The 15,278-nt window shown below is 65.3% G+C and carries 16 protein-coding genes; 6 read left to right on the forward strand and 10 right to left on the reverse strand.

From position 1 onward, the window contains the following. Positions 1-292 precede the first annotated feature (292 nt). Positions 293-1,333, forward strand: coding sequence for an LLM class F420-dependent oxidoreductase (locus GFY24_RS13635; RefSeq protein ID WP_153805392.1), 1,041 nt, complete (start codon positions 293-295; stop codon positions 1,331-1,333). A 71-nt stretch (positions 1,334-1,404) separates the two neighbouring features. On the opposite strand, the gene GFY24_RS13640 is transcribed toward GFY24_RS13635, so the two are convergent. The 9 genes from GFY24_RS13640 to GFY24_RS13680 form a co-directional block, all read right to left on the reverse strand. Further along, entirely contained in the window at positions 1,405-1,740 is a 336-nt protein-coding gene (locus GFY24_RS13640; RefSeq protein ID WP_153805541.1) for an STAS domain-containing protein, read from the reverse strand. A gap of 193 nt (positions 1,741-1,933) precedes the next feature. After that, the gene (locus GFY24_RS13645; protein WP_153805393.1) at positions 1,934-4,234 is read right to left on the reverse strand and encodes a SpoIIE family protein phosphatase; all 2,301 of its coding nucleotides are present in this window, start codon (positions 4,232-4,234) and stop codon (positions 1,934-1,936) included. Then, on the reverse strand, positions 4,231-4,887 hold the full coding sequence (locus GFY24_RS13650; protein WP_153805394.1) for a SpoIIE family protein phosphatase: 657 nt from the start codon (positions 4,885-4,887) through the stop codon (positions 4,231-4,233). The genes GFY24_RS13645 and GFY24_RS13650 overlap by 4 nt, the downstream gene beginning before the upstream one ends. Next, on the reverse strand, positions 4,880-5,293 hold the full coding sequence (locus GFY24_RS13655; protein ID WP_309230844.1) for an ATP-binding protein: 414 nt from the start codon (positions 5,291-5,293) through the stop codon (positions 4,880-4,882). Before GFY24_RS13655 ends, GFY24_RS13650 begins: the two co-directional genes overlap by 8 nt. Continuing rightward, positions 5,283-5,672, reverse strand: coding sequence for an STAS domain-containing protein (locus GFY24_RS13660; RefSeq protein ID WP_067562687.1), 390 nt, complete (start codon positions 5,670-5,672; stop codon positions 5,283-5,285). The genes GFY24_RS13655 and GFY24_RS13660 overlap by 11 nt, the downstream gene beginning before the upstream one ends. Before the next feature lie 15 nt (positions 5,673-5,687). Next, positions 5,688-6,584, reverse strand: coding sequence for an STAS domain-containing protein (locus tag GFY24_RS13665; protein WP_153805396.1), 897 nt, complete (start codon positions 6,582-6,584; stop codon positions 5,688-5,690). A gap of 224 nt (positions 6,585-6,808) precedes the next feature. Then, positions 6,809-7,285, reverse strand: a complete 477-nt coding sequence (locus tag GFY24_RS13670) for a MarR family transcriptional regulator (RefSeq protein WP_309230816.1) — start codon at positions 7,283-7,285, stop codon at positions 6,809-6,811. 152 nt (positions 7,286-7,437) lie between these two features. Further along, positions 7,438-7,605 carry a hypothetical protein gene (locus GFY24_RS13675; RefSeq protein ID WP_153805398.1) on the reverse strand — a complete coding sequence of 56 codons (168 nt, stop codon included), beginning with the start codon at positions 7,603-7,605 and terminating at the stop codon, positions 7,438-7,440. A gap of 48 nt (positions 7,606-7,653) precedes the next feature. Beyond that, complete coding sequence (locus GFY24_RS13680) at positions 7,654-8,544, reverse strand: helix-turn-helix transcriptional regulator (RefSeq protein WP_153805399.1); 891 nt, start codon at positions 8,542-8,544, stop codon at positions 7,654-7,656. A gap of 177 nt (positions 8,545-8,721) precedes the next feature. Between GFY24_RS13680 and GFY24_RS42930 the strand changes: the two genes are divergently transcribed. The 5 genes from GFY24_RS42930 to GFY24_RS13700 all read left to right on the forward strand — a co-directional run bounded on the left by GFY24_RS42930 (position 8,722) and on the right by GFY24_RS13700 (position 13,797). After that, the gene (locus GFY24_RS42930) at positions 8,722-8,856 is read left to right on the forward strand and encodes a hypothetical protein (RefSeq protein ID WP_255458654.1); all 135 of its coding nucleotides are present in this window, start codon (positions 8,722-8,724) and stop codon (positions 8,854-8,856) included. A gap of 98 nt (positions 8,857-8,954) precedes the next feature. Next, positions 8,955-10,631, forward strand: a complete 1,677-nt coding sequence (locus GFY24_RS13685; RefSeq protein WP_309230817.1) for a fumarate hydratase — start codon at positions 8,955-8,957, stop codon at positions 10,629-10,631. 278 nt (positions 10,632-10,909) lie between these two features. Then, entirely contained in the window at positions 10,910-11,323 is a 414-nt protein-coding gene (locus tag GFY24_RS13690; protein WP_309230845.1) for a M15 family metallopeptidase, read from the forward strand. A 101-nt stretch (positions 11,324-11,424) separates the two neighbouring features. Beyond that, entirely contained in the window at positions 11,425-11,700 is a 276-nt protein-coding gene (locus GFY24_RS13695) for a hypothetical protein (protein ID WP_153805400.1), read from the forward strand. 705 nt (positions 11,701-12,405) lie between these two features. Beyond that, a complete protein-coding gene (locus GFY24_RS13700; protein WP_153805401.1) occupies positions 12,406-13,797 on the forward strand; it encodes a metallophosphoesterase in 1,392 nt (463 codons plus the stop codon). 125 nt (positions 13,798-13,922) lie between these two features. Here the strand turns inward: GFY24_RS13700 and GFY24_RS13705 are convergent, their stop codons facing one another. After that, positions 13,923-15,101: a hypothetical protein gene (locus GFY24_RS13705; protein WP_153805402.1), complete on the reverse strand. Its 1,179-nt coding sequence runs from the start codon at positions 15,099-15,101 to the stop codon at positions 13,923-13,925. Positions 15,102-15,278 lie beyond the last annotated feature (177 nt).

Consider the following 15,278-nt stretch of genomic DNA (forward strand, 5'->3'; position numbering starts at 1 on the left):
CTGGCCCGAATCTCGGGTCGTTCTCGTCTTCGCTGTTGTCGTCATCGAGTTGCTGTCTAGTTTGCTATTTGTGGGTCTGGAGGGTTCGAGATCGGCTGGTCGCGACCTCTTGTGATCTTGTTTCGGCGGACTGGGGTGGGGACAGTCCAGGACGCGCAGTGTCAGATCTCGTGCCATAATTTCCCAGGACGGCTCAGGTCGCTCCCGGACAGCGCGGGACATACTCGGTGAGCGTGCCCCTCACCAGGGGTGAGGTGAAACCTCCTTCTGGCCAGCCCTTAAGCTTCCGGTCATGCGTATCGGGCTATCGATCAATTACACCGACGGCTTCAAAGAGGTAGCCGGCGAGGTCGCCGACCTCGAACGGGCCGGCCTCGACATCGTCTTCGTGCCGGAGGCGTATTCGTTCGACGCGGTGAGCGCGCTCGGCTACATCGCCGCGAAGACCGAACGGGTGCAGCTGGCCTCGGGCATCATGCAGCTCTATACCCGCACGCCTACGCTGACGGCCATGACCGCCGCCGGTCTGGACTACGTCTCGGACGGGCGTTTCATTCTGGGGCTGGGCGCGTCCGGTCCGCAGGTGATCGAGGGCTTCCACGGCGTGCCGTATGACGCGCCGATCGGCCGCACCCGCGAGGTGCTGGAGATCTGCCGCAAGGTATGGAAGCGCGAGCGGCTGGAGTACAACGGCAAGTACTACACGATTCCGCTGCCCGCCGAAAAGGGCACCGGTATGGGCAAGCCGCTCAAGCTCATCAATCACCCTGTGCGCGAGAACATTCCGGTGCTGCTCGCCGCGCTCGGCCCGAAGAATGTGGAGCTCGCCGCCGAAATGGCCGAGGGCTGGCAGCCGATCTTCTTCCTGCCGGAGAAGGCCGATGACATTTGGGGCGGTTCGCTCAAAGCCGGTCTGGCCAAACGTGATCCGGCACTGGGCAAGCTCGATGTGTTCGCCGGTCCGGCCCTGGCCATCGGCGACAATGTCGAGCCGCTGCGCGAATTCGTGAAACCGCATCTGGCGCTGTACATCGGCGGTATGGGTGCCAAGGGCAAGAATTTCTATCACACCCTGGCCACCAAGTACGGCTACGGTGCCGAGGCGGACCGCATCCAGGAGCTGTACCTGGAGGGCAAGAAGGATGAGGCCGCCAAGGTGGTCCCGGACGAGCTGGTGCGCGATACCAGCCTGATCGGTTCGGCCGGCTTCGTGAAGGAGCGCGTGGCCGCGTTCCGCGAGGCCGGGGTGACCGCGCTCAATGTGGTGCCGATGGCCGCGACCTCCGCCGATCGTGTGAAGCTCGTTGAGCAGCTTCGCAATATCTGCGACTGAGTGCCCTGAAAATAAGGACGAGCCCCACCGCGTCGATCGCGGTGGGGCTCGATTCGTTATCGGTTCGAGTGTCAGTTCCCGTTCAGCGCGCTGAGGGCCTGATCCAGCGTGGCGTGTAGCGCGAACACCTGATCGAGATTGGTCATTTTCAATTGGCGGCTGGTGGCGGGCCCGTCGGCGACGACCGCGATGCGGGTGGCCCCGGCGCGCTGATGGGCGGCGACCAGCGCCGCCATGCCCGCAGAGGCCAGAAAACTCACCTCCGACAAATCGATGACGAGCGCGCCCGGTTTGCCGGACAGGGTGGAATCGATCGCGCTCTCGAGTGCGGGCGCGGTCGCCAGGTCTACCTCACCGACAACCGCGAGCACGGTCGCGCCTTCGTGCACGGTGACCGTGGTGGTCATCGTCTCGCCGAGGGGATACGCGTCTCCGGATGTATTGGTCACGTTGGAACAATCTGCCATGATCCGTCCGTTCGTGCTGCATCGTCTGCGACATCGGTTTCGTTACGGGTTGCCGGGAAATCGCGAAAAGCCCAGTTACCGCAGGGTTTTCTCGTTCTTCCGGAAGGCGATGGCGCATATGTGCCTTCCATGTTCACACGCGACTGGCCGCCGAGAAAGAGACCGCCGGCAATCGGGTGGTCATCCGGACCTGGGTGCCGGGACCGGTGTGATCGATATCCAGTTGGTCGGTGAGCGCGCGCATCATGGCGATGCCGCGGCCACGATGTCCAGGATCCTCCGGTAAAGGCCGCCAGACACCGGTATCGGTGACCACGAGTGTGACTGTGTCCAGACCACATTCGGCGGTGAGCTCGACGCGGCCGGCTCCACCGTCCAGATATGCGTGCTCGATGCTGTTGCTGAGTGCCTCGTTGGCGGCCGCGACGAGATCGGCGCCGCAGTCGTGCGGGACGGCGGCGGCGGCGAGCCAGGATTTGAGTTCGCGTCGCATACGGGACAATTCGCCCGGTGTTGCCGGCGTGTCCAGCCGCAACGGTTTCGGCGGCTGCCGGTAGACCACCAGGGCCACATCATCGTCGTATCCGGCGCTGGGCCGCAGCCGCGACAGTACGGCGTCGGCGACCTCGCGGGGCAGTTGCGTTGCGGCCCCGGTCAATTCATCGGCCAGTTCGACGAAGCGGTCGTCGATATCGATACCGCGCTGTTCCACCAGACCGTCGGTGAACAGCACCAGTGTGGATCCGGGAGCCATGGCGGTGGTGGCCTCCGGGCGGCGCGGTGTCTCGAAGGTGGCCAGCGGCACCGCCCGGCCGCCCTCCAAAAGCCTGCCGCGCGTACCGGGTTCGGCGAGAATCGGTGGCATATGCCCGGCGCTGGAGTAGCGCACCAGATTACGCACGGGGTCCAGGATGGCGGCGCAGACTGTGGTGCACATGGCGCCGGGTATGCGGGCGGCCACGGTATCGAGTTCGGCCAGCAATTGCGCCGGTCCCGCGCCGCGCAGCAGCAAAGCACGTGCGGCGGTGCGTAATTGGCCCATGACCACGGCGGCGGACAATCCTCGGCCTACACAGTCGCCGACCACTACGCCGATGGTGTCGTCCGCCAGGCGCACCACGTCGTACCAGTCGCCACCGATTTCCAATGGGGGCAGGGCGGGTTCGTAGTGCACCGAGAAACGCGGCGGCAATTCGATCGGCCCGAGCATGGCGCGCTGCAGGGTGAGTGAGGTGGAGCGTGCCTGATCGAAGTTGCGGGCACGCTGTACCGCCAGGCTCAAATGCCCTATCAGCAGGGAGAAGAGCGCCCAATCATCGGGCGTGATGGCGCGCGGCGCGGCGAATCGCAGCCAGAGCGCGGAATCCCCGGCCTCACCGAGCGGGGCAACTATGCCCTCCGAGCTCGACACGCCCTCGGGAATCGCGAACATGGTGCGGCCGGGCCGCAGGCGGGCCCGATCCAGCAGTGCGCGGGCCCGTGCGTCGAGGACCTGGCGGGATTCCCTGCCCGCCGCTGCCATTGCGGCCTCCCGCTCGCCCGACCGCAGCGCGATGCCACCGGCGGCGACCGTCTGCAATTGCGGATTGTCCTCGGAGACATAGAGTTCCGGCCCGGTATGCCGGTTGGGCCAGACCGAGACCACGGCGGACTCCGCGCCGACCGCGCGGCGCAGTTCCTCCAGGCCGACGGCCAGCACCTCGACCACGCTGGTGGCCGCGCCGACCGCCGTCGCCAAACGCGAGACCGCCTGATCGCGCGCCTGGGCATCATGTTCGGCGGTGACATCGCGAATGGTGCCGACGAAAATCCGTTCGCCGTTCTCGGGTTTCACCAGTGAACTGGTCGAGACAGCCAGCCAGAGCCGCCGTCCGTCCCGATGCCGGATGGGGGTGACGAAGCGCGCCGCATCGGTGCCCAGAGCCGGATAGCGCGGTGCTTCGGCCAATGACCACGGGTGCGGGAGCGGGTACGGGACGCCATCCGGGCCGTACCCGGTGAGCGCGCCGAAGGCCGAATTGACCTCCACCAGTGTGCCATCGGCGTCCACGACGAAGAAGCCGTCCTGCAGCGACTCCACCAGCGCGGTGCGGAAGGCATCGCGCCCCGCGAGATCCTCCGCGCGCGAACGCTGTTGCTCATAGCGCCGGGTGCCGTCCAGGAAGCCGCGGGTGGCCACATCCAGTGCCGCCATGGTCTGCAGCAGGAATTCCAGTGCGGCCTCGGCCCGTTCGTCATCGGCGACCGGCAGCAACCCCTCCTGCTCGAGTATGCGGAAGTGATGTTCGGTGAGGTCGAGAATGCTCACGCCCTCGACCAGTGCGCGGCGGCCGAGCTCATAGCCCTCGGCGAGGGTGTTCTGATTCGGTGAGCGCAGGTGCAGGCGTAGCGCGCCGGTGTACGCGTCACGGAAGGCCGCCAGCACCGAGCTCATGCGGGGGTCTCCGGGTGCAGGCCCAGGCCCCTCACGGTGTGGCCGCGATGCCGGGCCGCGAGCACCAGGGCGTCGTCGGTGTCCTTGGCGTGCCGAGCCAGTATCTCGGCGGTGATCTCGGAAGTCGGTTTGGCCAGGTCGATTCCGTCGGAGTAGTCGGTGGTGATGCCGTCGGTGGACATGAGCAGCAGATCGCCCGGCCGCACCGGCACGGTTTGCGATTGCAGGTTCGGCGGCAGCAGATAGCCGACGATGCCGGCCGACAGCAGCGCCGCCGCGCGAATGGCCGGTTTGCCGGGAGCCGCTGCGACAACACGGGATTCGACATTCCCGACACCCAGCCAGTGCAGCCGGTCCCCGGCGTCGAAGAGCGCCAGCGAAACCGCGGCGCCGCGGGTATCGGACATGGCGCGATGGCACAGCAGGATCAGCACATCCAAAGGCTCGGCACGATTCTCGGAGAGCACCTGCGCCGCCCGATCGGACGCGTCGGCCGCCGCGGCTCCGTGCCCGAGTCCGTCCAGAACCGCGAAAAGCACTGAGCCACCGCCCGCGTCGAGGACGACCGACCGGTCCCCGGAGACTCGCTGTCCGGGCAGAGCACGACCGGCGACGGCCCATTCGACCGTGCCGATGAACCCGTCCTCACGCATCCCGTGGCACCCACTTCCACATCTCCACGAGCGTGCCCTGACCGGGTTTGGAGGTGATGGTCAAACCGTCCATGAGCCGGCGCGCGCCCGGAAGTCCAAGTCCCAGACCGCGTCCCGTGGAGTAGCCGTCCTCCAGGGCGCGGTCGATATCGATGATTCCGGGGCCTTGATCCTGGGCCTGCACCAGCATGGCGCGCCGGCCCTCCCGCTCGCCGACCGCGAGCCGGATCTCGCCGGTGCCTGCATAACTCGTGATATTGCGTGCGACTTCGGAGATCGCCGTGGCGATCATGGTGCGATCGGATAGCGAGAAGCCGAGAGTGCTTGCCAGCTCCAGCCCCGCCTGCCGAGCGGTCACGATGTCATTGGACACCTTCACCGCGATCACCATGACATCAGCGGCCACGATCACGACCGTCTCGTTGACCCCGGGCATTGATCTTGCGGTTGAGCCAGGACAGCCCTTCCTCCAGATCCAGTGCGGTGTGCATATCTTCGAAGGTGAGTCCGAGTTGCACCATGGCGAAGGCGACCTCGGGTTGCAAGCCGACAATGACCGTCTCCGCACCGCGCAGCTTGGTCATGTGGGCGATGGTACGCAGCGATCTCGCGGCGAAGGAGTCCATTACGTCGATTGCCGTGACATCGACGATGATGCCCTGCGCGCGATACTTGCTGACGTACTTCATCAGATCGTCTTGCAAGCGTTCGGTATCGGCATCGGTCAGTGCGGACTGCACGGACGCGATGAGGTAAGTGCCCTGCTTAAGAATGGGTACCGGCATTGGCCCTGTCCCGGATTACCGTCCGTCGCGATCGGCGGGCACACGCGACACCTCGTAACCGAGGAGTCGCTCCGCCTCTTCGATACCGCCCTGGAGGTCGCCGACCGCGTTCATCTTCGACAGGTCCAGGCCGATGGTTACCAGTGTGAGCGCAATCTCCGACGACAGGCCGGTAATGATTACATTCGCACCCATGAGTCCGGACGCGTCCACCGTTTGGACCAGGTGGTTTGCCACGGTGGAGTCGATCGCGGGCACGCCGGTGATATCGATGACGACGACCTTGGCGCGATTGGCGCGAATCGCGCGCAGCAGCTGCTCGGTGAGCTGACGCGCGCGCTGGCTGTCCAGCACACCGATGATGGGCAGAATCAGCAGCTGCTCACGCACCTGGAGCACCGGGGTGGACAGCTCGCGAATCGCCTCCTGCTGCTGGCGGATAACGCGCTCGCGCTCCTGCACGAAGGAGACGGCCACGGTATTGGCGATGCGGTTGGCCGCCGGTTCGTAGGCGTCCAAAACCCGCTTCAGCAACTCGAAGTCGGTCTGGTACTTCTCGAAGAGGCTGCGGGCCAGCACATCTCGCAGCAGGAGCACGATGCCGACGACCTCGTCGGTCTCGACGCCTCGCGGAATGATGCGTTCGGATAGGTCACGGGCGTAGGCCTGCAGCGCTTCCACGCTACCGGTCTCGAGTACCTCGACATAGTTGTCGTAGACCGAGGTCGCTTCGGAGAAGATCTCCTCCGGGGTCATGGCGGTCAGCAGCTGGGCATCGGTAATTCGACGCGCCCACTCCTCGCGCAGTTCGGTGCGGTTCTGCCGCAGGTGTTCGACGAGCTGCGGGAGCAGGTTGTCGACTGAACCCGCGGGCAGCGAATCCGCCGAGAGGCTGATGGACACGTCGGACATGGAAACTCCTGCCCCTTTCGCTAAGGTCAGGTTGGGGTACTCGATCGGTGCGGTCGGCTGGTTTGCCGTCCGTGCGCTCGGTGCCGACCGCCGTCGGTAGCCGGTGCCGAGCCTAGTCTTACCCAGTACCCCCCGTGTGCCAAACCAAACGCCGGTCGGTAGGTATTTTGCCCCGCGTTCGATGATCTTGCCGGGCGGGGTTGTGGATTCCTTCGAGGGTGCCATCAGATGGGGTTGCGCGTATCGGGTCTTCGATGATGCGCCAATAAGGTGTCGTAGATATCGGCCAGGGCGGTGAGCTGACCGTTGTCCAGTACATCGATCATGTGCCGGCGCACGCTCTCCACATGTGCCGGCGCCGCCCCCGCCAGCACCTGCTCGCCCTTCGCGGTCAGCACCGCGGCGGTGCGCCGGGCATCGTCGGGGATGGATTCGCGAGCGACCAAGCCGCGCTTCTCCATTCGGGTGATCTGATGCGAGAGCCGGCTCTGCGACCACTCCAGCACGGCGGCGAGTTCGGCGAAACTGCGCCGATGATCGGGCGCGTCGGCGAGTCTGGCCAGTACGGTGTACTCGACATAGGTGAGGTTGGATTCGCGCAGTGAATCGCGTCCGACCGCGGCGGCAATGAGGTCGCGGGTGAACACGAATCCCAGCCACGCGCGCGTCTCGACATCGTCGAGCCAACGGGTTTCGGTCACGGTTCCACTCCCGGGTTCTGCTGCCATGCTAATTCCCCTCCGCCGCTGACAAGCGCATCATCACAGGTAACACCCCCCGACTTGAAGGTGCAACCTGTGCCGATTCGCACAATCCGCAGCGTAATTCGCGAACATCCGCACAGCCCCGCAGTTCAGCCGCGGCGCATTCGCACCCATCCGCGCATACCGGCCGCGATGAGCGTGCCGGCGGCGGTGAGTACGGCCGCGCCCGCGTTCCCGAAGACGACCAGCGCCACGACGGTGGCCATCAGGATGACCAGTGCGGCGAGATCGAGCCACGGATTGTGTTGCTGTGTCATGGAATTGCTCTCCAGGCGTGGGTGCGTGCGGAATGGTGAGCGGAACCCTCAGTGCAGTAGCTCGCGTAGTCGGTCCGCGGTGCACTGCGGTGGGTTCGCCATGATCGCCAATTCATCGGCGAGTTGCAGATAGCGTTCGGTATCCGCGAGGCACATGGTTCCGGTCAATTGCCGCACTCGTACCAGGTCCGACAGGCTGGGATCAGCGAACCGGAGGTAAGCGAAGGCGTGGTGTGCCAGTACCGGTCCGTGCTCGTAGTCCTCGAGTATCTGTACGCGCACGTTCGGCATCTCGAGGGTGCTGAGCAGGTGGTGAATCTGCCTGCGCCACACCATGTATTCGCCGATTCGGCGGCGCAGCGCGGCGGCTTCGACAATCAGCCACACCACGGGCGGCCTTTCGCCGGAGAGGATTCGCCCGCGCGTCAGACGCGCTTCGAGCAGTCGGTCAACTCGGTCGGCGGCGAGTTCTTCATGCTCGAGCCGTAGCAGCTCGCGCGCGTAGTCGGGGGTTTGCAGAAGTTCGGGCACCACGGCCAGGTCATAACTCCGAATGAGGGCGGGGGGCTCCAGGTCCAGTAGTTCGTCCAGGCCGGAGCTCTCGTTGTGCCGGGTGTCGGGCCACCACGCCGCATCGGTCCGTATGCGACCCGCCCATGCGCGATACCTCGACTGTTCGCAGGGGTCGACGCCGTACAGCCGCAATAGGGTGTCCAGGTACTCGTCGTTGAAGGTGGTTTGCCCGGCTTCGAGCCTGCTGATCATCGAGACGTCAAGGTGCAAGGCCCGCGCGGCGCGCTTTCGAGGGACGCCACTCGCGGTCCGGAGCCGACCTATGCTCGCGCCGAGGATGGCGGGCAAAGGCTTTGTCTTGGTGTGGATTCGGCGGCGATTCGACTGGATCGTCCGTTTTCTTGCCGTTTTCCGTGTGTTCAACACCGAGCGAGTTTGGCACGCGCAGAAGGGGATTGGTATGTCCCCAGCAAACTACGTATGTGCAAATGAGATTGCATATGTACGAGTCACCGCGGAGTGAATCTGGTGGTACAAGGCGGATCCGGTGTGTGGTGATCCTGAGGTGACCGTCTCCCGGAGGCAGCTGAGGAGGGCGTCGGAATGGCTGATCGGTCCGATGGCAACACCCTGGCACCGGGGTGTGACGGCCGCTACCGCGGAGTTCGCGGCGGACGCGTGGAATATGGCATCGACATGCCGATTCCGCTGATTCGCGCGGTGGCGAGGGGCGATTAGGTTCGCCTGGTTGCCGGGGTTGTCCGGGTGCTGGATAGAGTCTGTCTGCTTGAACCGTCGGCTGAACAGCCCCCAGCCCTGCTCGAGGAGTGCGAACCGTGACCGCGCCTGATTTCCTGTACTCGGATCTGCTGCCCACCGGTGCCGATGACACGCCTTATCGGCTGCTCACCACCGAGGGCGTCAGTACCTTCGAGGCGAATGGGCGCAGTTTCCTGCAGGTGGAGCCCGAGGTGCTGCGCATGCTGACCGCGGAGGCGATGCATGACATCAGCCATTATCTGCGGCCCGCGCACCTCGCACAGCTTCGCAAGATCATCGATGATCCGGAGTCGAGTGGGAACGATCGGTTCGTCGCGCTGGATCTGCTGAAGAACGTCAATATCTCCGCGGGCGGGATTCTGCCCATGTGCCAGGACACCGGCACCGCCATCGTGATGGGTAAGAAATCCGAGGGCGTGCTCACCGGGGCCGATGACGGCGAGTGGATCTCGCGCGGTGTGTTCGATGCCTACACCAAGTTGAATCTGCGGTACTCGCAGCTCGCGCCCATCAATATGTGGGATGAGAAGAACACCGGGTCGAATCTGCCCGCGCAGGTCGAATTGTATTCGGACGCAGGCGATCCCACGCATCCGGCGTACAAGTTCCTGTTCATGGCCAAGGGCGGCGGCTCGGCCAACAAGTCGTTCCTGTTCCAGGAGACCAAGGCGATTCTGAACCCGGATCGCATGCTGGAGTTCCTGGACGAGAAGATCCGTTCGCTCGGCACCGCGGCCTGCCCGCCGTACCACCTGGCGGTCGTCATCGGCGGTACCAGCGCCGAATTCGCTTTGAAGACAGCGAAATACGCCTCCGCGCACTACCTGGACAATATGCCGACCGAGGGGTCGATGTCGGCGCACGGTTTCCGAGATCTGGAGTTGGAGGAGCAGGTCTTCAAGCTCACCCAGTCGTTCGGGATCGGCGCGCAGTTCGGCGGTAAGTACTTCTGCCATGACGTGCGCGTGATCCGTCTGCCTCGGCACGGGGCGTCGCTGCCGGTCGCCATCGCGGTGTCCTGTTCGGCGGACCGTCAGGCACGCGCCAAGATCACCGCCGAGGGCGTGTTCCTGGAGCAGCTCGAACGTGAACCGGCGCAGTATCTTCCGGAGCAGACCGACAGCATTCTCGGCGGCGACGTGGTCAAGATCGACCTGAACCGGCCGATGGCGGAGATCCGTGACGAACTGTCGAAATATCCTGTGAAGACCCGGCTTTCGCTGACCGGTCCACTCGTCGTGGCGCGCGATATCGCGCACGCCAAGATCAAGGAGCGCCTGGACGCGGGCGAGCCCATGCCGCAGTACATGCGCGATATGGCCGTCTACTACGCCGGTCCCGCCAAGACCCCCGACGGTTACGCCTCGGGTTCCTTCGGTCCCACCACCGCGGGCCGCATGGACTCCTATGTCGATCAGTTCCAGGCTGCCGGCGGTTCGCATGTCATGCTCGCCAAGGGTAATCGTTCGGCGCAGGTCACCAAGGCGTGCAAGGCGCACGGCGGCTTCTACCTCGGCTCGATCGGTGGACCCGCGGCGCGACTCGCCCTCGACTGCATCAAATCCGTCGAAGTTCTCGAATACCCTGAGCTCGGCATGGAAGCGGTCTGGAAGATCGAAGTCGAGGACTTCCCCGCCTTCATCGTCGTAGACGACAAGGGCAATGACTTCTTCGCCGAAACTTCGAAGCCGATCGCCCTGCGCGTCCGCGAACGGTCCAAGGAACGAGTCTGAACAAAGGAGAGCACCGCATGCGCGCCGAGCGCCGTGATGAAATGCCGCTGAGCAAGCCGAAAATGCTTGCCCCCCAGGCAAACCCGGCAATCGGCAGTGCGGTGGTCAGAGACCGGTCGGCGCGCGGGGCGTCCCGGGCGGCTGTTGTCGCGTTGGTCGCGGGGGCGGGGCTCTTCGCGGCCGGTCTGCCGGCTGCGGCGCCGTTCGCGCACGCCGGGCCCGAAAGCGTTGTCACCGTGCCCGGATCGGCGCCGACGGACTCGACGGTCGGCGGTGAGATCGGCCTGCTGCCGTCGGCGTCGGCGATCGCGGAGGAGACCGACGGTCTCGATCCCATGCTCGCGGCGGCGTATTCGCACGCGGCGGATGCGGCGCGGGAAGAGGGGGTGACCATCTGGATCACCTCCGGGTATCGCACGCCCGCCGAGCAGCAGGCCATGTGGGAGGACGGGATTCGCAAGTACGGCAGTCCCGAGGCGGCGCGGCAGTGGGTGCTGCCGCCGGAGGATTCCACCCATGTGTCCGGCAAGGCCATCGATGTGGGTCCGCGCGCGGGCGCACAGTGGTTGGAGGACAACGGAAATCGGTGGGGTCTGTGCCGCACCTACGACAATGAATGGTGGCACTTCGAGCTGGTGACCGTGCCCGGAATGTCGTGTCCCGCACGACTACCCGACGCGAGCGTGCGTTGAAAAAGGACCGGACACCCTGTTGTCCGGTCGTTCACCGCTGTGCGCACGCCGCATATTCGGCATCCTGGGGTTCGGCACATTTCTAGCTACGGAGGCAATGGGTGGTCCGGCAACAACAGCATTCGAGGCACAACAGCATCGGCAGGCAGCGCTCGCCCATCCGCTCACACCGCCTCACCCACCCGGCCCGCACCCAGCACCCCGCCCGCGAATCCGCCGCAGCCCCGAACTGGCTCCTCCTCGAACTCCCCACCGCCATCCTCCTGGCAATCTTCGTAGGCACCGGCTGGCTCGGCTACGCCCAACCCTCAGGCACCCCCTCCCAACCCCGCCCCGCGGTAGTGGTCCCTGCGGACCACCCTGTCCAGGGCCGCTGAGACAACCGCCGGGCGGGCTGCACTCCTCTGCTGCACCACGATTTGCCGCCCGAACTGGACGAAACCGGCAGCGGCGGGGCGGGATTCATCTACCGACCGGCAGGGTGCTTGCCGAGTGTGCAGGTATGGCGGGCGAGTGTGCAACTGTGGCGGGGAAAAAGACAAAACACCGCCGCGAGTGCACACTCGGCACATCGGTTGGAGCATCACGGGTATGCCCTGGGAACGGATCGCGGTTCGAGGCCGCCCAATGCGGCGACGGTTGCATTTTGCGCATGCGATTTCCGTGGCAAAGCAGGCATCGCTGGGCACGTCACCTGCCGTACCCGACTCGAGCTACCGGACTACGCCCGGATCGTCCCGTTCTCGACGGGAAGACTGGCCGTGGTCACCTTCTCGAGCCAAAGAACCAAAGACAAAGACAAAGACACCAAACCAGGCATTCACGGGGTTGGACGATTGATCACCGGGAACTGACCGGGGCGACACGCCGCGAGTGGCGACGGTGAGTTCCCGGTGATTGCACGTCCAGGTCGGGGTGGGTGTTTTGTCCTATTTCTTCTCTTCTTGTCCTGGCGTCTTTTGTCTTTGGGGCTTTCGTCCTTGTGTCGTGCTGGCAACTGATCCGTCATGTTCGAGGGCATCGGCGTTCAATCGGTGAACGTACCGTCGGGTAATAGCTGTTGGCGGCGGACGGAGAATGGCATGTTGGATCCGCGACTTCGGACATTGTGGCTGGCCAATGCGGCTACGGGGGCTGCGGCGGTGGCGGTGCGGGCGCAGCGGCCGGGGTTTGCCGCGTATGGGGCTCGGGTGCAACGGCATTCGTTGACGGTTTCGGATTTGGAGGTTGTCACTGTTACCGATCGTTCGGTGATTTTGACTTGGACCTCGCGGAGTCGGAATCGGGCGGGGAGGCTGCAGCCGGCGGTGGCCGATACCGAGGTGCGGATCGGGCCTGCCGATGGGATCGGTATGTTGCCGGTGCGGTTTCTCGAAAGCTCGCCTACGGCATACCATTACGCGGAGATCGGCGGGCTGGAGCCGGGGCGGGCTTATCGGTTCGAGGCGTACTCGCAGGGGTGCCGGGCCATGCCGGCGCGGACGTTGGTGACTCGGCGGTCGGGGGCTCCGGAGTCTACGGGGATTATCACCACGCTCATTCCGCCGCCGGGGCGGTTGTTGCGGACTATCGCGCTCGCGAACGATCTGCACCATGGCGAGGAGTACAGCGGGCTGCTGCCGGGTGGGCTGGTCGAGGGGTTGCGGGACGGCACCGAGCATTATCCGGAGTTCATGCTGGGCGCGATGCTGGAGGATCTGCGTGAATCCGGTAGGGGTGCGGACCATCTCATCGCGGCGGGGGATCTGACCGACTCCGGGACGCTCGCGCAGTCGCGAGGTGTGCGGGCGCAGTTGGATACCTGGGGTGAGCTGGGGCGGGACTACTTCGCTTGCCGGGGCAATCACGATATGCCGCCCAAGGATGAGGCCGATCACTGGGGTTCGGTGTTCTATCCGTATCAGCAGCTCGGTGAATTCGCTTTGGGCGGACTGCGTCTGGTGGGCTTGGACACCACCCGACTACGCGGGGGCGGGGGCACCCTGGATTTCCCGCAGCTGGCGCATTTCCGGGATCTGCTGCATGCCGATCCGGAGCGGCCGACACTCGTATTCGGCCACCACCCGGTTACGACGCACGCGGCGGTAAGCAACCCCGGCGGACCGGGTTTCGTGCTCGACAGGGCGAATGCGGCGGCATTACACGCCCTCTACCGATCGGCCCCGGGCGTTTTCCTGCATCACAGCGGTCATACGCACCGAAACCGTGTCACCCGAGCCGATTCCGGCATTCCGGTCGAATTCCTGGAAGTGGCGGCGGTCAAGGAGTATCCGGGCGGGTACATGCTGCTGCGCCTCTACGAGGGCGGGTACATGGCGAACTTCTACAAGACCCGTTCCGAGCGGGCGCGGCGCTGGAGCACCCGCACCCGGCGGCAATACCTGGGGCTGCACCCGGATCACTCGCTGGGCAGCTGTGCGGACCGCAATCACGTTGTGCTGCGCGACTTCTCGGGCGTGGCCGGAGTCGCCTGAACGGATTCGGCCGGCCGCGCGGCGGGCCGAATCGTTCGTACTACACCTCGAAATCGATCTGTCCCTCGAACCGCGAATACCGCCCGCGGCCGAAGCTGCGGGCGGTTGCGGGTGCCGGGAGGGGGTCAGTCGACGTCGGTTCCCCCATTGCGTGCGCGGGCCGCGGCACGGGCGCGGCGGCGGGCGGCCTGGAGTTCGGCGAGTTCCTGCTCCAGGGTCTCGGCAATGCGGAACTGGCCGGTGTCGTACACGTTCAACGGCGGCGTACCGTCGTTCATATCTGAATGATTGTCCGGTTCAGCGGTTTTGGTCGACTTGGTGGCCGATGTCCGCTCTTCCTTCTTCGGCGCGGGCTTGGGCGTCGGCTTGACCGGCACCGGATCCGGCTCGCTCTCCACCACCCGGGGAGCCTCGGCCTCGGGGGCCGCGGTCAATGCCGGGGTGGGCGCGACCATGCTCGGGTTGGGCGTGGTCGCGGTCGGCCGGGTCGGCCAGGTGACCATGCTTGGCAGCGTGCGGCGAATCGTCTCGGCCGGATCCGGCAGATCCCGGATCTGATCGGTGGCGCGGACGATGGCCAGACCGTACCGGGCGCTGGCGGCATTGTGGATGAGCAGCGCGACACCGATCATCACCGGTGCGATGGCGTGTACCGAGACGTCGTACCAGCTACCGACTTTCAGGTACGGGTAGGTGTTCAGCGTGACCGTGAGGCCCAGCAGCGCCATCTCGGCCGCGAGGACCTGCTTGGTGCTGTCGATGACACCCCACTCGGCGACCTTGTTGGTGCCGATCATGATGATCACGAGGCAGACGCTGATCATGCCTTCGAGTAGGTAGCTGAACCAGAACAGCGGATCGACCGCGCCACCCGGAGCGATATTGTGCTGCACATTGACCGCGGACCACAGCATGCCCGCCGCGACCACGCCCGCCAGCGCGCGCAGCGACCACGCGCGATGCTTGTACAGCGAGGCCAGCTTGGCGTGCGGGCTGGATTCGCGCCGCTGCGCGGCAATCGCCTTGCGGGCCATCAACAAGTCCCGAATGTCGGCCTTCTCGATTTCTTCGGTCGTCTGGCGCGCCCGGTCCGCCGTGGCGGCCGCCGCGTTGACTTGCTTCAGACGCTGAGCACGATCCTCATCGCGGATGCGCTCGGCTAGCTCGCGCTCGGCTTGGAGTTCGTTCTCGGAGAGGGCTTCGGTGAGCGCGGGGTCGAATTGGTAGGCCAGTCGACCGCGGGCCTTCTCGACGCGCCGGGCGAGGAGTGAGACCTCGTCCTCGAGCGGATGTTCGATCGTCATCGGGTCCCCCGCCCGGGGAGTTTCGATGGCTGACAGGTGAACTCGATAGGGATCGGCACGGAAAACATTTCTAGTCCATACACCGCCATTGGCGAAACTGTTGATTTGCCGATACACCAATCCCTACGGCGTGGCGCGCCGCGACACGCGTAATCCGATGGGACACGGGGTGTTTAC

The organism is Nocardia sp. SYP-A9097, assembly GCF_009649815.1.
Classification (GTDB): Bacteria; Actinomycetota; Actinomycetes; order Mycobacteriales; family Mycobacteriaceae; genus Nocardia.